This is a genomic window from Bacillus sp. 3255 (assembly GCF_031456485.1).
Taxonomy (GTDB): Bacteria; Bacillota; Bacilli; order Paenibacillales; family NBRC-103111; genus Paenibacillus_E.
Genome location: NZ_JAVDUS010000013.1, coordinates 73,537 through 92,727 on the forward strand (window position 1 = coordinate 73,537; position 19,191 = coordinate 92,727).

A 19,191-nucleotide genomic window follows, 5' to 3' on the forward strand; every position below is an offset into this window, starting at 1 on the left:
AGGCTCATATTTCCTGACCGGCGTACGGCGATAGCGGCGGACATTGGAAGATGGAGGAGAGCCTTCGGCATTTCTATTAAAGTTTATGCGAATATTTGAAAATGAATGAATAATAGTTTCATAGAGTTGACAATGAATGTGGTTGGAGGAACGCAAGGTGGCTCAATATACGCCGATGATTCAACAATACTTGGCCGTGAAGGCGACGGTTCCGGACGCTTTTTTGTTTTTCCGTCTGGGTGATTTCTATGAGATGTTCTTTGACGATGCGATCAATGCGGCGAGAGAACTGGAGATTACGTTAACGGGCAGAGAAGGCGGTGCCGACGAGAAGATTCCGATGTGCGGCGTCCCACACCATTCCGCCGAGACGTACATGTCGCGGCTTATCGAGAAAGGGTACAAGGTCGCCATCTGCGAACAGGTGGAAGATCCGGCTGAGGCCAAAGGCGTCGTCCGCCGCGAAATCGTGCGGATCGTAACGCCGGGTACCGTGATGGACAGCAAGCTGCTCGGTGAATCCAGCAACAATTACATAGTCTCCTTAGTCAGCCGCGAGCAAGGCTATGCGTTTACCGCTTGCGATATCTCGACAGGAGAGTTATACACGACGCTGCTGGCACCGTCCTGGGAGCTTGTGGCGGACGAGCTCAATGTGTACAACCCGTCCGAGATCATTACGGACGGAGCGCTGCTCGCCACCATCCGGGAATCCGGCGTAATCTGGGGCCGAAGTACGGTGCTGACGGAGTGGACGCAAGCCGACGAGCGGCTGTTGGACGAGCATTTCGCCGATGATACGGCTTTGCCGGGCTTATCCCCGCTAAGCCGTCAAGGTGTGGCCTTGCTGCTCGCTTACTTGAAAGAAACGCAGAAGCGTGCGCTTACGCACGTGAAACACATTCGGCTGTATGAGCCGGATCAATACATGACGATGGATCCGTTCACGCGCCGCAACCTCGAACTGGTCGAAACGGTTCGCGAACGCGCCAAGAAAGGCTCGCTGCTCTGGCTGCTCGACCGAACCGTCACCGCCATGGGCGCGCGGATGCTCCGCCGCTGGATCGAGAAACCGCTCATGAGCGTATCTCGCATCGAAGAGCGGCTGGAAGCTGTCGATCTGCTCTACAATCAGCTCATCGTCCGCGATGATGTGAAGCAGGCGCTGAAGGAAGTTTACGACTTGGAGCGGCTCGTCGCCCGCATCTCCTATGGCAATGCCAATGCCCGCGATATGGTGGCTTTGAAGCATTCCTTGCAGCAGGTTCCTTTGCTGCAGGAAATATGTGCCGCTTCGGGTTCGGCAACGCTGCGCAAGCTTGTCGAGAATATGGACCTCTGCGAAGATGTCATGTCCTGGATCGGGAGCGCCATCGTAGATGAGCCGCCGGTATCTATCCGGGACGGGGGAATGATTCGCGAAGGCTATCAGCCGTACCTTGATCAATTGCGCGAAGCGAGCACGAACGGCAAGATGTGGATTGCCGAGCTGGAGCGCCAGGAGCGGGAAGCGACGGGCATCAAATCGCTCAAAATCGGCTACAACAAAGTGTTCGGCTACTTCATTGAAGTGACCAAAGCGAATATGTCGGCGCTGCAGGAAGGCCGCTATGAGCGCAAGCAGACGCTGGCCAATGCGGAACGGTATGTGACGCCGGAGCTGAAAGAGAAAGAAGCGCTTATTCTCGAAGCGCAGGATAAAATGGTCGATCTGGAGTATGAGCTGTTCACGGAGCTTCGCGACCGGATTTCCCAGCACATCTCCAGATTGCAGAAGCTGGCGGAGGTCATCGCCACCGCCGATGTGTACCAATCGCTGGCCGCCGTATCCGCGGCACAGCATTTCCGCAAGCCGGAGATCGGCGAAGGCTTCGATCTCCACATCGAAGACGGCCGCCACCCTGTGGTGGAGGCGGTCATTCAGGACGGCTCGTTCATCGCCAACGATACGCGCCTGGAGCGGGAGCAGGGCCGCATCCTGCTCATCACCGGTCCGAACATGGCCGGCAAGAGCACGTACATGCGGCAGGTAGCCGTGATCTGCCTGATGGCGCAGATCGGCTGCTTCGTGCCCGCCCGGTCCGCGCGCATCCCGGTGACCGACCGGATCTTCACCCGGATCGGCGCCGCGGACGACCTGATCGGCGGGCAGAGCACGTTCATGGTCGAGATGATGGACATTCAGGTGATGACGGAGAAGGCGACGAGCAAGAGTCTGGTCATCATCGACGAGCTCGGCCGCGGCACGTCGACAGGCGAAGGCATGGCGATCGCGCAGGCCGTGATCGAATTCCTTCACGACCGGATCGGCTGCAAGACGCTCGTGTCTACCCACTTCCATGAGCTGGCGCACCTGGAAGAAAGCCTCGGCCATCTGCGCAATCACTGTATGGCTGTGAAGGAAAGCGGCCGGCAGGTCACGTTCCTGCGCAAGCTGATCCCCGGCGCAGCCAGTACGAGCTACGGCATCTACTGCGCCGAAATCGCCGGGCTGCCGGAGGCGATCATTCAGCGCTCGTATGAGCTGCTGAATGGCTTCGAAGAGCGGTCGGCCGGCGCTGCGCAGGTTGCCGCCGCTTCGTCGGCGGTCGCTGCGGAGCATGCGGCTCCTGTGGAACAGGCGGCCGCCGTGCAGCAGCTGTCCCTCTTCGAGGAGGACAGGGCTGAGGTTCACTCCGCCAAGAAAGCGAAGCCGGATGCGAAGAGCCAGTCCGTGCTCGACCAGCTCAAAGGGATAGATTTGATTAATATGACGCCGCTGCAGGCGCTTAACCTTGTGTACGAATGGAAACAAAAGCTGCAGTAACAAGCTGCATGATCTCATAACCGAGGAGAGACGCATATGACAACTCAACCGAAATTGAAGAAGATGAAAGTAACCTTAGCCCTTGCGTCCGCCCTTATGACCATACTGCCCGTAAGCGGCGCGTCCGCAGCGGAAGACCTGCAAACCCAGCAGGTGAGAGAAATTATCGGGAAGCTGCATGTGAGCGGAGTCACCGAGGAAGCGCTGGCCGGACAAAGCATCAAGCAAATGATCGACGGCTTGCAGGATCCGTATACCGTTTTCTTCAGCCAGGAAGAGTACGGTCAGTTCGCCAGCTCTCTCGAAAATAACTATGTGGGTATGGGAGCCCGCATCGGAATTGACGACAAAGGCGTATACTTGTCGGAGATTTTCGCCGGCTCACCGGCCGAAATCGCCGGCCTCAAGCGCGATGACTACGTGCGGGCCGTCGACGGCGTCACGGCTTCGACGACGTCCATCGATGAGGTTCGCAACAAAATCATCGGGCCGGAAGGCTCTAAGGTGAAAGTAACGGTAGAGCGGGACGGCAAACCATTGACCGTCGAGCTCACGCGCAAAGGTGTTAATGTGCCGGAAGTGTACAGCGCAAGCTTCGCGAATGGCGTGGGGTATATTCAAATTACCGATTTCTCCAGCGATGCCGATGAGGATTTTGACAAGCAGCTCACAGCCCTACAGGCTAAAGGCTTGAAATCGCTCATTCTCGATGTGCGCAACAATCCGGGGGGACTCGTGGAGACGGCGCAGAACATCGCCAAGCATTTCGTGAAAAACGGCGTGCTCATTCACACCAAGGATCGCAACGGCATCGATGAACCGGTACCGATCGAAGGCGGAACGGCTTTATCGGTTCCCGTCTATGTGCTGGCCAATGAGTATAGCGCGAGCGCTTCGGAAGTGTTGTCCGGCGCTTTGCAGGACTACAATGTAGCCAAAGTGATCGGTATGCAGACGTACGGCAAGGGCAGCGTTCAGCAGCTGTTTCAATTGGATAATAACAGCGCGCTGAAAGTGACGATCGAGGAGTATTTGACGCCGAAACAGCGCAAAGTGAATAAAGTCGGCATTAAACCGGATATGAAAGTGGACGGACCGGCGGCGCAGCTCATTACCGCGCTTCATGAAGCGGGGATTTCGGATGTTCAAGTGGACATTTCCAAGCATGACGTGAAATTCAATGGTGCGCAGGTAGGTAACGGATTCGGCAGCTTCCGCGATAACGGCAAATTGTTTGCGACAACCCGCGGCTTGGCGGCATTGGTCGGAGCTTCGATTACATGGAACGAAGCGAACCGTACCGTGGACATTTCGGATGGCCAAGCAACGTATGCCATTCCAGTTGAAGCGGATAAGCTGATCATTGAGGATGGGACCAGCTACGTGAATGTAGATCTGTTCGACGATTATTTCCCGCAGCTGAAAGTGAATGATCAAGGTGAGAATGTTTCTATTCGCGTTGTGAAGGCGAACTAGGAAGGGGAAATGGGGAAGATGGGCAAAATCCAGCTTTTGAGCGAGCATATTGCGAACCAGATCGCCGCTGGGGAAGTGGTGGAGCGCCCTTCCTCCGTGGTGAAAGAGCTGGTTGAGAACTCGGTCGATGCGGAAAGCACGCGAATCGACGTGACGATCGAAGAAGGCGGGCTGCAATTGATACGCGTCTCGGATAACGGCACCGGTATGGCGCTGGATGATTGCGAAGTTGCGTTTCAGCGGCATGCCACGAGTAAAATTTCGACGAGCAAAGATTTGTTCTCGATTCGCACATTAGGCTTCCGCGGCGAGGCGCTGCCGAGTATTGCTTCGGTCTCCCGACTGGAGTGTGTGACGAGTGCGGCGAATGACGGACTGGGCCGCAAAATTACCATCGAAGGCGGCACCATTCGCGGCGTCACGGAGACGGCCGCTTCTCGCGGGACGGAAGTGACGGTGAAGGACTTATTTTACAACACGCCGGCACGCCTCAAATATATGAAAACGATTCAGACGGAGCTCGGTCATATCTCGGATTATATGTACCGGTTGGCGCTGGCTCATCCGGGAATTGCGTTCACGCTCAAGCATAACGGCAATTTGCTTCTGCAGACGCTGGGCAACGGCGACCTGCTGCAAGTCATCGCCGGCATCTATGGCACGGCGATTGGCAAGCAGATGCTCCCGATCCAGGCGGAAAGCCTGGATTATACGATCTCAGGCTTCGTCGCGAAGCCTGAGATGACCCGCGCGAACCGCGGCGGCATCTCGACCATTGTGAATGGCCGGTATGTCCGCAATTTCGCGCTGAATCAAGCGCTGCTGCAGGGGTATCACACCCTGCTGCCGATCAACCGCTTCCCGGTTGCCGTCCTGCAAATCGGGATGGATCCTGCGCTGGTGGATGTGAATGTGCATCCAGCCAAGCTGGAGGTCCGCTTCAGTAAAGAAGCGGAGCTGACGGCGCTCATCGAGGCGGAGGTGAAGCGGCTCTTTGGCCGGCAGGTGCTTATTCCTACGGGCAATAAGCCGGCTGCGCCGAGAGGCGCTTACATTCAGGAGCAGCTGGACTTGACGAGGACGTTGGAGACGCCGGCTGCCGGTCTGGCTCCTGGAGGAGCGGCTGTGGAGAGGGCGGAGCTGCCGCGGCTGCCGGAAGAAACGGCATTCACGGTATCCGCGCCATCAGCACCGTACGAGTCGTCCGCGCCATCTGCGCTATCCGGGCAACCTGCGCGGCCTGCGCAAGCGGAGCCATTCATGCAATCAGCCGGGTTGCAGCCAACGATGCGCGAGCTGCAGGCATCGTCACAGTCAGCAGCTCGGCAGATTCCACAGGTTCCACAGGCTTCGCAGGCTCAGGTGAAAGAAAGTCTATCCGCTTACGATACGGAGGAGCGGGCTTTACCGGCAGCGAACCTGCCGCAAGCAGCCGAGCCCAAAGCTTGGGCGCCTTCTTATGAAGCGCCAAGATCGGCACCGAGTGCCGGCTACCCAACGTCGAACCGCATGCCTGCGTCTTCGAACGCTGCTGCTTCCGGGACTCCCGCGACGCGGAATGTCAGCTTGTCGCAGCAGCGCCGCATGAACGAAGCTTTCCTGGATTCGCTGCCGGCGGGTATCGAGAGCGGGACGCCTAAGCTGCCTGCTTTCCCGCGGCTGGAGCCGATCGGACAGATGCATGGGACGTATTTGGTCGCGCAGAACGAGGAAGGCTTGTACTTAATTGATCAGCATGCCGCGCATGAGCGCATTAATTATGAATATTATTACGAGCGTTTTGGCAATCCTGCTGAGGCGAGCCAAGAATTGCTCGTTGGGATAACGCTGGAATTCACCCCTGCGGAGGCCGGCATCATAGCGGAGCGGTTATCGCTCTTCGAGCAAGCCGGCGTGTATATGGAAGCTTTCGGCGGCAATACGTTCCTCGTTCGCGCGCACCCGCACTGGTTTCCGCCGGGGGAAGAGAAGACAATTATTGAAGAGATCTGCGAATGGGTGCTTAGCGAGAAGAAGGCGGTCGACATCGCCAAACTGCGGGAGAAAGCGGCGATTATGTGTTCCTGCAAAGCATCGATTAAAGCGAACCAAGGGCTTAGCGTGCTGGAAATGGAAACACTCATCGACCGGCTCGCCGGCTGCCGGAATCCCTATACGTGCCCGCACGGACGGCCGATTGTGGTGAGCTTTACGACTTATGAGCTGGAGAAAATGTTTAAGAGAGTGATGTAACGACGTGTTAGTAACGACATCCTATAATCCGTCCCAAGAAATTGTGGACAAGGCGGAGCATCTGGCCGGCGTTTACGGCGGCCGGATCGTGCCGCGGGGCAAGTATTCTTTGGAACTTCTTAGGAAAAATTATAACGATCCTTCTCTTCTGCTTGTGACAAGAGAAGAGATCAGGTACTATGAAGATGACCATGCACCCGCTTTTTTCCATCCCAGCATGGCGCTCGTACGCATCAAGCGCATGTTAAGAGGCGAGAGCGATCTTTTGATGGAGGCATCAAGTGCGGCGACCGGCGATACCGTCGTTGACTGCACGGCAGGTCTGGCGTCGGACGCGATTGTATTCTCCTTCGCGGTCGGTCCGCAGGGCCATGTGACGGCGATCGAGAGCGAGCGCGTTCCGGCTATGCTGATCCAGGAAGGCTTGGCCAGCTACCATTCCGAGATTGCCGAGTTGAACGAAGCCATGAGGCGCATTACCGTTCACCGCATGCATCATCTTGCTTATTTGCAGGGATTAGCTTCGAAAAGTGTGGATATCGTGTACTTCGACCCGATGTTCCGCAAGCCGATCGAAGAGTCTCATGCCATGTCGCACTTGAGAAGAAATGCCAACGATGAGGCCATCGCGTCGGCATCCATCGAAGAGGCCAAGCGTGTCGCACGCAAATCCATTGTGCTCAAAGAGAACCGGGACAGCAAGGAGTTCGCCCGTCTGGGGTTCGAGCATGTATTACGATCCACGACCAAAACAACGTATGGAGTGATTCGACTGTGTTAGCCCCATCGGCCAAGCCGAAGTTGCTCGTGCTTCTTGGTCCCACAGCAGTTGGCAAGACCAAGCTTAGTTTAGAAATCGCACAGCGGTTCGGATGCGAGATTATTTCCGGAGATTCGATGCAAGTGTATCGGGGGATGGATATCGGAACGGCCAAAGCGAGTGCAGAGGAGCAGAAGCTGGTTCCGCACCATCTTATCGATATTTGCGATCCTTCCTACCCGTTTTCTGCAGCAGAATTTCAGGAGCGGGTCAAGGACTTGATTCTCGACATTCACTCGCGCGGCAAGCTGCCTTTTATTGTCGGAGGCACAGGTCTGTACATCGAATCCGTGTGCTACAATTACCAATTCACGGACGTTAGCATGGATGAAGCGTTCCGTCAGGAGCAAGAGGCTTATGCGTTCCAATATGGAGACGAAGCCTTGCACCGGAAGCTGCGCGAGATTGATCCGGCGAGTGCGGACCGGCTTCATGCCAATGACCGGCGGCGGATCATCCGAGCCATGGAGATCTATCATGTTTCCGGTGAAACGATGACATCCCATTTGGCCTCCCAGAAAAAAGAATCTCCTTACGAACTATGTATCATCGGACTGACGATGGACCGTGCGCTGCTGTATAAGCGCATTGAGGAGCGCATTGATGCCATGATGCAGGAAGGGCTTGTCGCAGAGGTTCAATCGATTCTGGCTGCAGGCTGCCCCAAGCAGGCGATCTCGATGCAGGCGCTCGGGTATAAGGAAATCGTGGCTTATCTCGAAGGCGAGCTCAATTATGAGGAAGCGGTCACGCTTCTTAAACGCGATACGCGGCGTTTCGCCAAGCGTCAACTGTCCTGGTTCCGGCATATGAAGGACATTCACTGGGTGGACGTGACGGAATCGGCAAATTTTTCTGCCCATTTCTCGAAGATTAGTGATATACTAGCAGGAAAGTTTGTACATAAAATTGAATATAATTAACAAATATGACCACTAGAAAATAGCGCCGTCCGGCGATAGTTTCTTTCCATTAAGGGGGACCTACTGATGAACCGATCCATTAATATCCAGGACAATTTTCTGAATCAACTGCGCAAAGAAAGCATTCCCGTAACCGTCTACTTGACGAATGGGTTCCAAATCAGAGGGCTGATCCGTGCTTTTGATAATTTCACCATTATCATTGACAGCGAAGGTCGCCAACAAATGGTGTACAAGCACGCCATCTCCACGTTCACACCGCAGCGTGCTGTTTCTCTGATGGCGGCTACGGAAGCAGCGGAATAATCTTCCTCTACTCGCTCGATTTTGCAACTTTTTAATGGACCGAACCGTCTAACCGAATAGAAACTTGTGGGAGCAACCTTGTTTAAGGTTGTTCTTTTGTTGGTTAATAGAAAAAGAATTGAACAACGAGGGAGTCGGTGGATTTGGAGAGACCTACGAACAGACAGTCGACCACGAATACCAAAACGAAACCGCAAGGGAATCAGAAAGGGTCTAAGAAGAAAAAGAAATTTAATTTCCGCAAATTAATTTTAGGCTCCATTATTGCAACGATTCTGGCAATTATTTGTGCGATGGCTATTTATATCGTCGTTATTATGAGTGGTTTCAAAATTCTGGAAACGAATATCGATAAGATCGAAACATCGACGGAGTCGACGCTGATCTATGCGCAGGAGGAAGGCAAAGATAAGCCGGCCACGGAAATCGCCAAGATCTATAAGGGCGAGAACCGCGAGAGCGTGGATATCAAAGACATTCCGGAACGTTTGAAGTATGCGTTCATTGCGACGGAGGATCGCAGGTTTGAACAGCATGCCGGCGTGGACTTCTGGGCCATCGGACGCGCATTAGTGAAAGACGTCATTCATATGAGCGCTGTCGAAGGCGGCAGTACGATCACTCAGCAGCTCGCCAAGAACGTATTCCTCAGCTCCGAGAAAACAGCGTTTCGTAAAGCGACGGAGATGTCCATCGCATTCGCCTTGGATGAGAAGTATACGAAGGATGAAATTCTTGAACGGTACTTGAACCGTATTTACTTCGGCAGTAACGCTTACGGCATTAAAGCGGCCGCCAAGATCTATTTCGGCAAATCGAACTTGAATGATCTGAAGGTATGGGAAATGGCCACCTTGGCGGCATTGCCGAAAGCGCCGTCCCGTTATTCGCCGTTAACGAATCCGGATCTGTCCAAGGAACGCCGTGGCGTCGTGCTGCGGTTGATGACCGATCAAGGCTATATTACGGAAGCGGAGCGGGCGGAAGCGGCGGCCGTGGATTATGTGCCGCCGACTGCAGCTGCAACGGGGACGAAGGATTACGCCAGTTATGTGGATTATGTCATGAATGAAGCGGAAGATATGTACGGCATCAGCGAGGATGAGCTGCTCACCAAGGGGTACCGCATCTACACGACGATGGATACGAAAGCTCAGAAAATTATGGAGACAACGTATGCGAATCCGAGCTTCTTCCAGAAGGATGCCTCCGACGGGCAGAAGATTCAGAGTGCGATGGTCATTGTGGATAACAAAACGGGCGGTCTCATGGCGCTCATCGGCGGCCGCGATTACAAATCGCGCGGATTCAGCCGAGTTTATTCCAAGCGTCAGCCAGGCTCGTCGTTCAAACCGATTGCGGCTTACGGACCGGCGCTGGAGAGCGGGAATTATAACCCGTATTCCATTCTGGACGATTCGAAGACCAGCTTCGGCAACGGCACTTATACTCCGCGCAACTATGACCGTGTCACACACGGTCAAGTAACGATGTTGGAGGCGGTGAAGAAGTCATACAACCTGGCGCCGGTCTGGCTGCTTGAGCAAATGGGCGTAGGCAGCGGTCTGGAGTTCGCCAAGAAGCTGGGCATTCAATTGAATGCACAGAAAGACCGCAACCTGGCCATCGCCCTAGGCGGATTGACCGATGGCGTGTCGCCGCTGGAGATGGCGACGGCGTACACCGCATTCGCCAACCAAGGCGTTCAGAACAAAACGCATGCCATTCTGCGGATTACGGATGCGCAGGGCAAAGAAGTCGCAGCCTATAAGCAGGAGAAGAAGCAAGTTATTCAGCCCAAAACGGCTTACTATATGACGATGCTGCTGCAAGGCGTCGTTGAGACGGGCGGTACAGGGACCAAAGCGAAGTTCAATCGTCCGGTAGCCGGCAAAACCGGAACGACCGGTTTGGATATCAAAGGCATCGAGCAGTACGACCGCGACGTCTGGTTCGTCGGCTATACGCCGGAGTGGACGGCGGCAGTCTGGGAAGGCTTCGATAAAGTCGATGCGAAGCACTACGTGACGATCGGCAGCGGAAGCCCGTCGTCGATCTTCAAAGAGGTGATGTCCAAGTCGCTCGAAGGGCGTCCTGTAACGAACTTCGTCAAACCGGACAATGTGCCCGTACCGACGGAAACGCCTAGCGGAATTACCGATTTGGCGGCGGTTTATGAGGTTGATAAGAAATCTGTTAAAATAACGTGGACATCACTTGGCGACAAGATGACGTACAATGTATACCGCAAAGGCTCCAAGGAGGCGGAAGCTAAGCTGCTGACGCAGTCTCCTGTGCCATCTGTGAACGATACGTCGGTATTCAGCGGAGAGACTTATCAGTATTATGTAATGCCGGTGAATGCGGACACGAATGTCGAAGGGGCCAAATCGAATGTGGCATCGGTGGAAATTCCGAAGGACAATACGCTTCCGAACGGAACGTCACCTTCGCCATCGCCTGGCGTGTCGCCATCTCCTTCGCCAGGGGACGGCAAAGATCCGGGAACGCCTTCGCAATCCCCGGGCACGAAGCCGACGCCAACGCCAACGCCGGGGAATACCGGGAAGCCTGGGACGAATCCGAGTCCCAGCTCTAGCCCAAGTCCTAGCGTGAAGCCGAGTCCCACTCCGACACCGACTCCGAAGCCGGGAGAAGAGGCGGCCGACAAGCCGAAGGACGGCAAGCCTGATGACGGTCAAGTCATAGCGCCGAAGCAGCCTTAACATTCGTTCAGCAGCTTGAATCTCAACAATCGACGGAGGAAACGACAATGAACTTGCTTAATTCGAAGAAATTAATGCCAATTGCCCTCATCGCGCTTACGGTAGCGGCTTCAGCCTGCGGAAACAAGCCGGCCGAAACGGCCGGCGGCACGGCAACGCCGAAGAGCGGAGCGGCGGCAACGGCCGCTGCCTCCCCGGCTGCCACTTCAGCAGCGACGCCGGCAGCGAAGCAATGGAGCCAACCGCCGGCCATGACGATCGATACGAACAAAACGTATCAAGCGGACGTTACAACATCCAAGGGTTCGTTCACTATTGATTTGTATGCCAAGGAAGCGCCCAAAACGGTCAATAACTTTGTGTTTTTGTCCAAGGAAGGCTTCTATAACAATGTGACGTTCCACCGGATTATCAAATCGTTCATGATTCAGACGGGCGATCCGCAGGGTACCGGCATGGGCGGTCCCGGCTATAAATTCGCGGATGAGTTGAAGACGACGCACAAATATGAGCCGGGTACGGTCGCTATGGCGAACGCAGGTCCGAATACGAACGGCAGCCAGTTTTTCATCTGCTCAGGCGATGACTGCGCGAATTTGAACAAAATGCCCAACTATACGATTTTCGGCAAAGTAACGGCGGAAGGGATGGCAACCATTGCCAAAATTGCGGAAACGCCTGTAGAGAAGGGCGGAGAAGCGACGCCAAGCAAACCGAAAGAAAAGGTCACGATTACCGGCATCACGATTAAAGAGAAATAGAATATGTTAGTAGCAGGCAGCATGAAGATGATGACGGATGTCAGGAGGGATGCCGGGTGAAACAACCCTGTTTATTGTTCCATGGATTTACGGGTGGGCCGTACGAGGTTGAGCCGCTTGCTCGGCATTTGCGGGAACGCGGTCAGGTATGCAAGGTGCCGGAGCTTCCTTGGAACGGAGACTCTTACAACCAATTGAAAACTTCCCATTGGGAGGATTGGGTACGAGCTGCCGAAGAGCAGGCTCAGCGGATGACGCGTGAGTACGGTTCCTTCGACATGGTCGGCTTCTCGATGGGAGGGCTGCTGGCCGCCTATTTGGCCGTGCGGTATCCGGTTCGAAGATTGATTCTGCTCAACACCGCCGTGATCTATGTCAGTCCGGGCAGGCTGCTGGAAGCGATGCGGGACGAGTGGAGATACCAGCGGAGAATATCGCTGCACAAGGCCAAATCGACTCCGCTTCGGGCTACATGGCAGTTCACTCGGCTTGTTCGCCATTTGAAGCCTGAGCTCAGTCAGGTCCAAATCCCGACGTTGATCGCCCAGTCCGAGAAGGATCATGTCATCCATCCGCAGAGCGCGCGGTATATTTACCGCAAAGTGAGAGGATGGCGCGAAATTCATTGGCACCCGAGATCCAATCACCTCATTTGTCATAGTGACGACGCGGCTGAGCTGTTTCGCCAAGTCAGCGCTTTTCTGGATAAGGAGTATGTGGATGACAGTCAAAACAAGCATGAACCGTAAACTGCGAACAGCTGCTCCGAGACCCGGAAAACCGAAGAAGCCGGCCCCAAGACTGGGGTTCCGGCGTTTCTTCGTCCGTTTGCTGCGAACGGCAGCCATCATTTTCCTGATCGGACTCGCCTGGATCATTTATATTCAATGGAAGGTGCAGGTAGCCCCGGATCAAGCGCTGCCTAAGCAGGTGGATGTAGGCATTGTGCTGGGGGCGTCGCTGCGCAAGGATATTCCGAGTCCCGGCTTGCAAGAGCGGCTGGATTGGGCCGTGGAGCTGTATAAGCAGGGCAAGTTCAAGCAGCTGATCGTGAGCGGCGGCTTGGATCATAACGGCTCCAAGCTGACGGAGGCGGAGGGGATGCGCAACTATTTGGTGAAAATGGGCCTTCCCGCCAAAAGTATTCTCCTCGAGCCGCGGGCGACGAGCACGTATGAGAATTTGCTGTTCTCCAAGCACATTATGGACGAGCAGGGGCTTGAGAGCTCGATTATCATCACGCATCAATATCATGGATCGCGTTCCCTGGATATTGCCGAGACCGTCGGCTTGAAAGAGCCGCTCGTCTCCTCGACGAAATCCGAGGTGCTGTTCATGCCTTATCACGAAGCGCGGGAGACGCTGGCTTATACGAAGTGGATCTGGACGAAGCTTCTGCTGAAGGCCGGCATTTAAAAGTTGGAAGAAGCAAAAAGACCTGGCCGGCGGCCAGGTCTTTTTTTCATATGCTGCTGCTGCTGCAGGAAATGGGATGCGCTATTCGCAAGAGGGTTGGCGATTTGCTCCATTGAGCGGAAATACGTTCCTCAATTGCTGCTGCAGCAGGAAATGAGATGCACTAGTCGCGAGAGGATTGGCGATTTGCCCCGTTGGTGGAAATGCGTTCCACTATTGCTGCTACTGCAGGAAAGCAGATGCGCTATTTGCAAGAGGATTGGCGATTTGCTCCATTGAGCGGAGTTGCGTTCCTCTATTGCTGCTGCTGCAGGAAATGAGATGCGCTATTTGCAAGAAAACCGGCGATTTGCTCCGTTGAGCGGAAATACGTTCCTCTATTCGTCCGTAAACTTGCCGTAAACGGCTCAACTCGCTGCAATAAGGTACTCTATTTCCGCTTAGCTTGAGAAACTAGCCTAATCCGGCACAATAGCGGCTTCTAGTTCCCCTTAACTTCACGGAGCTGCCGGTTGTCTATCATCTGCCGATGTCTGCCGATAATCTGCCAGCTGCCTGCCACTTGTCATCTGCCAATCCGATCAACCGTTCACGATCGTTCCGCCGTTCACATGCAGCACTTGCCCGGCCATATACGACGAATCATCGCTGGCCAGGAAAACATAGCTCGCCGCGAGCTCTGCCGGTTGACCCGCACGCTTCATCGGCGTCGTCGAGCCGAAGGTCGCGACTTCCTGCTCCGTGAACGTAGAGGGAATGAGCGGCGTCCAGATTGGCCCCGGCGCAACCGCGTTCACGCGAATGCCCTTGGCATTCAGCTGAAGCGAAAGCGAACGCGTGAAGCTGACGATCGCGCCTTTGGTTGCCGAGTAGTCGATCAGCTGCTCGTGTCCGTGATAGGCTGTTATCGAAGCCGTATTGATAATGGCGCTGCCGGGCTTCAAATGCTTGACGGCGGCCTTCGTTAAGTAAAAGAACGAGAAGATGTTCGTCCGGAACGTTCGCTCGAGCTGCTCGCTTGTAATGTCCTCGATACTTTGCTGCGGATGCTGTTCGGCGGCGTTGTTCACGAGAATATCGAGCTTGCCGAACTTTTGCACAGTTTGGTTAATCATTTGCTGGCAGAAGCTTTCGTCACCGATATCGCCGGCAACATGCAGACATTTGCGGCCTGCGCTCTCAACGTGGCGCTTCGTTTCTTCAGCGTCCTCATGCTCGTTCAAGTAGACCAGCACGACGTCTGCGCCTTCCTTGGCATAGGCGAGCGCAATGGCGCGGCCGATGCCGCTGTCGCCTCCGGTAATGAGCGCGACTTTGTCCTTCAGCTTGCCTGCCGGTTTGTAGGCGGCATTGTTAAACTCAGGACGCGGATTCATCTGCGATTCGATGCCAGGCTGCTGGTTCTGGTGCTGTGGCGGGAAAGCGGGTTTGGGTTGTGTAGTTGTTGCCATGATCAGGGCTCCTTCCATGCTAAACGGATTTTTAGTTAGGATGGTGCAATGGGCGGCAAATCATACTTCAAACGGTAGTGATACCCATACATGGTCTTATACCCAAGTTTTTCATATAACGAAACGGCGGCGGTATTGGCGGCGACGACTTGCAAATATTGCCGCGACGCGCCTTGGCTCTGGCTCCAGACGGACAGCGCATGCAGAAGGTAGTAGCCGAGCCCCTGGCCACGTACTTGCTCGCTGACGACAACATTCAAGAAGCCGGCCCATTCGCTTTCCACAATGGCCGTGCCGACGGCAACGATGTCGTTGCCTCTTCTTACCTTGACGAAGCCCTTGGTAGGCTTGATGCGTTCACAGATTCCCTTGTATATACTTTTTAAATCCGGATTGTACGACTCGAGCAGCAGGAACGCATCGAGCCATTCGTCATCCGCGCGGGACGCCCACTCGACCGAGAGGTCAGCCGTGTTCCTGAGCCGTTCACCTGCTTGAGTAACGACTTCTTGCGAGCTTGCGAACATCATGAGACAAGGGAGATCTTTCGCGTAGCCTTGCGACGCCAGATAATCGTCCAAATGTTCAGGGGAGGCGTCGCTGAGCTGAAATATGGCCGGCTGACCCTGCTCGGTATAAAAGCGTTCAACGGTCTGCAGCCAATTGGCCTCACTCGGCACATCTCCGATAGCCAGAACGCTGTTAGCCCGCTTGGTAACCCCATGATTGGCCCGCAGCAGCCACCGGTCAAGCGTGACCGTCGTCTCGGCCGGCCATGTGTTGGAAGCGATGAGATCCATCGTTTTGTAAAAAGTAAGATGATCTTTCATAGAGGACTCCTTTCGAATCAGATCCAAATAATACTAATAAATATACATATTAATGTATAAAAATACAATAACAAAAGTGGAAAAATCGGATTCATTGATGTAAGCTATGAAACAGCGGGGTGAATCGTAACGTTGCTGAAAGAAGGTGAACCATTGGATATTCGGATTCGTCCTGCGCGGCCGAGGATTACGAAGCGGTGAATGCCATCATTCGCTTCGGTCAAGAGGAGCATGCCGCCGCTTTGCCCGACCGGTTCGCAAGATTGGATCGCGTCGTCGCGATGGGCTGGTACCGGAGCTTCGCCGATGTGCAGCATAAAGCGATCTTGGTCGCGGAGTTCGGCGGAATTGTCGTTGGCGTGGCGATGCTGGAGATGAAAAAGAGCCCGTCTTATGAGGCGCTGGTTCCTCGAACGTATGCTTATATGAACGAGCTTGCCGTATCGCCGGATTGCCAGCGTCGCGGTATCGGAACGCAGCTGTATAAGGCTTCGGCTGAGTGGGCGAAGGAACGGGGAGCCTCGTCGCTTGAACTGAATGTATGGGAGTTTAATGAGCGCGCTGTTGCGTTTTATCGTTCCATTGGAATGGTAACGCTGAACCGAACGATGTCAGCCGATTTAATTTAAGCAGGGAAGGAACATGACCATGCGATTTATCGATAACGAAGGAATAACAGATCCGCGCTTGAATTTGGCGATAGAGGAGTATGCATTAAGACATCTTCCGGATCAGGATACATATTTGCTCTTTTATATAAACGAACCGTCCATCATCATTGGCAAAAATCAAAATACGCTGGAGGAGATCAACCCGGACTATGTCAAAGCGCATAACCTGCACGTCGTTCGCAGGCTTTCCGGGGGCGGAGCGGTCTACCACGATTTGGGCAATTTGAATTTCAGCTTTATTACGAAGGACGACGGCAACTCTTTTCACAATTTTCAAAAGTTCACGGAGCCTGTTGTGGAAGCCCTTCGCCAGCTGGGCGTTGAGGCGGCGCTGACGGGGCGCAACGATATTCAGGTCGGAGAGCGCAAAATTTCCGGCAATGCACAATTTGCCACGAAAGGCCGGATGTTCAGTCACGGAACGCTGCTGTTCGATTCCGAGATTGAGAATGTCGTGTCCGCGCTGAAAGTCAGTCCGGACAAGATTCAGTCCAAAGGTATCAAATCGATTCGCAGCAGAGTGGCCAATATCGCCGAGTTTCTCCGCGAACCTATTACGATTGAGGATTTCCGCTTGCGGCTGCTGGCTTCTATCTTCGGCATGGCAGCCTCCGAAGTACCTACATACAAGCTGACCGCGGAAGATTGGAAGCAAATCCGTCAAATTTCCGAAGAACGCTACGGGAACTGGGACTGGAATTATGGCAAATCGCCGAAAAGCACGGTGCAAAACTTCAAAAGGTTCGAAGGCGTCGGCAAACTGGACGTGCGTCTGGCCATTGCAGAAGGCCATATTCAGGAGATCAAAATCTATGGCGATTTCTTCGGCGCCTCCGACGTCGCTGAGCTGGAAGATCGGCTGCGGGGCGTCAAATATGAGGAAGCCGCCATTCGGGAGCGGCTCGCCGGCGTTGATCTGCGCCGCTACTTCGGTGCGCTGGAGGAGGGCTCGCTCATCGATTTATTATTGCTAACTACATCCCGGGAGGGGGGCGTGTGAGCATGACCAAGCTTTATTTAATCCGCCATGGGGAAACGGAGTGGAACATAGAGCGACGGCTGCAGGGGCACATGGACTCGCCGCTCACTTCCTTGGGGGAGCAGCAGGCAGTCTGGCTGTCTTATGCGTTGAAAGACATCCGATTTGACGCGCTGCACGCCAGCAGCAGCGGCCGGGCGCTGCATACGGCCCATATCATCAAAGGCGGCCGCGACCTGCCCGTGCAAGCTTCCGACGATTGGCGGGAAATGCATTTGGGCGCGTGGGAAGGGCGTATTTCGGATGAGTTCGAGGCAGAAGAACCGGATAACTTTCATGCTTTCTGGCGTTCGCCCGAGCTGTATATGGCTGCACAAGGGGGCGAGACCTATGCGGGGCTTCAAGCCCGCGTCCTGCCGGCGCTGCAGCGGCTTCTGGCGGCTCATGAAGGGCAGACGATCGCGCTCGTTTCCCACACGGTCACGCTGAAGGTCATCATGGCTTATTTCGAGGGACGGGCGCTTGCCGATCTGTGGAATCCTCCTTATTATCATCCTACCTGCCTGAGTCTTGTCGAGATGGAGCGGAATGAGCCCCGGATTCGCCTTCATGCCGATATATCGCATATTCAAGACGAAGCCTTTGGTTTCTGAACAGGTGAAGCTTCCGGACCGTCCGGAGGCTTCTTCCAATTACAGGGCAATTCTGCGGTCTAAAAAGCCCGATTGCCGCGTAGGATGGAGAGATACCATCCATTTCCCATCCATCGAAACCAACTTGTAAACGGGGTGATCCTCATGAGTGGTCGAAGCTTGCCCTCCAGACAGATTAACATCGTACTCAGGCAGCCGGAGCATCGGCGAGCGATTGATGGAGCAGGCGACCCGATTCACGCTTCGCCGCTGGCTGATGCCGAACCGCAGCAAACCGGAAAAAGGACGCCTTCCGAGGGTCCGTTATCGGATATTTTCAAAGAGTTGAATCAATTGATAGGCCTCGATAATGTCAAAGCGTTGGTCCACGAAATTTATGCCCTCCTGCAAATTTCGCAATTCCGCGCGGAAGCCGGCCTGCTTAGTAATGCACATGTGTACCATATGATTTTCAAAGGGAGTCCAGGAACAGGGAAAACAACGGTGGCAAGGCTAATGGGCCGTATGTTTCATGCCATGGGAGTGCTCAGCAAGGGGCATTTCATCGAAGTGGAGCGTGCCGATCTGGTAGGCGAATATATCGGGCATACCGCGCTCAAGACGAGGGAATTGATGAAAAAGGCGATGGGCGGCATCCTCTTCATTGACGAAGCCTATAGTTTGGCGCGGGGCGGGGACAAAGATTTCGGGAAGGAATCCATCGATGCGCTGGTCAAGGGGATGGAGGATAAGAAGAATGACTTTATTCTGATTCTTGCGGGCTACAGCGATGAAATGGAGCAGTTTCTCGCGACGAATCCCGGGCTCCCCTCCCGTTTCCCGATTCAGATTGACTTCGAGGATTATCCGATCGAACAATTGGTGCAGATTACGGAGCTGATGGCCAAAGAGCGGGAGTACGTCCTTTTGCCGCAGACGGTGATGAAGTTGAAGCAGCATCTGGCGGAGGAGAAGGCGGCGACCTGGCGGGCTTTCAGCAATGCAAGGTATGTGCGCAACATCCTGGAGAAAGCGATGAGGCACCAAGCGGTGCGGCTTCTGAGCCAATATGTGAACGCGCCGTCGAAGTCGGAGTTAATGTCGATACGGCCGGAGGATATGAGATTCAAATGAGATTTACCCGGAATTCGGGGAGTCAGGT

The 19,191-nt window shown here is 54.5% G+C and carries 16 protein-coding genes; 14 read left to right on the forward strand and 2 right to left on the reverse strand.

The annotated features are described in order from the left end of the window. Positions 1–157 precede the first annotated feature (157 nt). From mutS to J2X61_RS19880, 10 genes are all read left to right on the forward strand, one after another. A complete protein-coding gene (gene mutS / locus J2X61_RS19835) occupies positions 158–2,806 on the forward strand; it encodes a DNA mismatch repair protein MutS (RefSeq protein ID WP_310189977.1) in 2,649 nt (882 codons plus the stop codon). A 36-nt stretch (positions 2,807–2,842) separates the two neighbouring features. After that, positions 2,843–4,282, forward strand: a complete 1,440-nt coding sequence (locus J2X61_RS19840) for a S41 family peptidase (RefSeq protein ID WP_310189978.1) — start codon at positions 2,843–2,845, stop codon at positions 4,280–4,282. Between the two features lie 18 nt (positions 4,283–4,300). Beyond that, the gene (gene mutL, locus J2X61_RS19845; RefSeq protein ID WP_310189981.1) at positions 4,301–6,514 is read left to right on the forward strand and encodes a DNA mismatch repair endonuclease MutL; all 2,214 of its coding nucleotides are present in this window, start codon (positions 4,301–4,303) and stop codon (positions 6,512–6,514) included. Between the two features lie 4 nt (positions 6,515–6,518). Continuing rightward, positions 6,519–7,295, forward strand: a complete 777-nt coding sequence (locus tag J2X61_RS19850; protein ID WP_274468250.1) for a class I SAM-dependent methyltransferase — start codon at positions 6,519–6,521, stop codon at positions 7,293–7,295. Then, positions 7,289–8,257 carry a tRNA (adenosine(37)-N6)-dimethylallyltransferase MiaA gene (miaA, locus tag J2X61_RS19855; protein WP_274468251.1) on the forward strand — a complete coding sequence of 323 codons (969 nt, stop codon included), beginning with the start codon at positions 7,289–7,291 and terminating at the stop codon, positions 8,255–8,257. Before J2X61_RS19850 ends, miaA begins: the two co-directional genes overlap by 7 nt. Positions 8,258–8,323: 66 nt before the next feature. Further along, positions 8,324–8,563 carry an RNA chaperone Hfq gene (hfq, locus tag J2X61_RS19860; protein WP_274468252.1) on the forward strand — a complete coding sequence of 80 codons (240 nt, stop codon included), beginning with the start codon at positions 8,324–8,326 and terminating at the stop codon, positions 8,561–8,563. A gap of 143 nt (positions 8,564–8,706) precedes the next feature. Continuing rightward, positions 8,707–11,289, forward strand: a complete 2,583-nt coding sequence (locus tag J2X61_RS19865; RefSeq protein ID WP_310189984.1) for a transglycosylase domain-containing protein — start codon at positions 8,707–8,709, stop codon at positions 11,287–11,289. 47 nt (positions 11,290–11,336) lie between these two features. Next, positions 11,337–12,050: a peptidylprolyl isomerase gene (locus tag J2X61_RS19870; RefSeq protein ID WP_274468254.1), complete on the forward strand. Its 714-nt coding sequence runs from the start codon at positions 11,337–11,339 to the stop codon at positions 12,048–12,050. A gap of 56 nt (positions 12,051–12,106) precedes the next feature. Beyond that, positions 12,107–12,799 (forward strand): alpha/beta hydrolase, encoded by a 693-nt coding sequence (locus J2X61_RS19875; protein ID WP_274468255.1) that lies wholly within the window; start codon positions 12,107–12,109, stop codon positions 12,797–12,799. After that, positions 12,771–13,466: a SanA/YdcF family protein gene (locus J2X61_RS19880; protein WP_274468256.1), complete on the forward strand. Its 696-nt coding sequence runs from the start codon at positions 12,771–12,773 to the stop codon at positions 13,464–13,466. Before J2X61_RS19875 ends, J2X61_RS19880 begins: the two co-directional genes overlap by 29 nt. A gap of 581 nt (positions 13,467–14,047) precedes the next feature. Here the strand turns inward: J2X61_RS19880 and J2X61_RS19885 are convergent. Both J2X61_RS19885 and J2X61_RS19890 read right to left on the reverse strand, forming a co-directional pair. After that, positions 14,048–14,917, reverse strand: a complete 870-nt coding sequence (locus J2X61_RS19885; RefSeq protein WP_274468257.1) for an SDR family oxidoreductase — start codon at positions 14,915–14,917, stop codon at positions 14,048–14,050. 35 nt (positions 14,918–14,952) lie between these two features. Continuing rightward, on the reverse strand, positions 14,953–15,747 hold the full coding sequence (locus tag J2X61_RS19890) for a GNAT family N-acetyltransferase (protein ID WP_274468258.1): 795 nt from the start codon (positions 15,745–15,747) through the stop codon (positions 14,953–14,955). 197 nt (positions 15,748–15,944) lie between these two features. Between J2X61_RS19890 and J2X61_RS19895 the strand changes: the two genes are divergently transcribed. The 4 genes from J2X61_RS19895 (at position 15,945) to J2X61_RS19910 (ending at position 19,163) form a co-directional block, all read left to right on the forward strand. Next, entirely contained in the window at positions 15,945–16,376 is a 432-nt protein-coding gene (locus tag J2X61_RS19895) for a GNAT family N-acetyltransferase (protein WP_310189987.1), read from the forward strand. Positions 16,377–16,395: 19 nt separating this feature from the next. Next, on the forward strand, positions 16,396–17,418 hold the full coding sequence (lplA, locus tag J2X61_RS19900; protein WP_274469303.1) for a lipoate--protein ligase: 1,023 nt from the start codon (positions 16,396–16,398) through the stop codon (positions 17,416–17,418). A 2-nt stretch (positions 17,419–17,420) separates the two neighbouring features. Continuing rightward, complete coding sequence (locus J2X61_RS19905; protein ID WP_274468261.1) at positions 17,421–18,050, forward strand: histidine phosphatase family protein; 630 nt, start codon at positions 17,421–17,423, stop codon at positions 18,048–18,050. 144 nt (positions 18,051–18,194) lie between these two features. After that, complete coding sequence (locus tag J2X61_RS19910; protein WP_274468262.1) at positions 18,195–19,163, forward strand: AAA family ATPase; 969 nt, start codon at positions 18,195–18,197, stop codon at positions 19,161–19,163. The last annotated feature ends 28 nt before the right edge of the window (positions 19,164–19,191 follow it).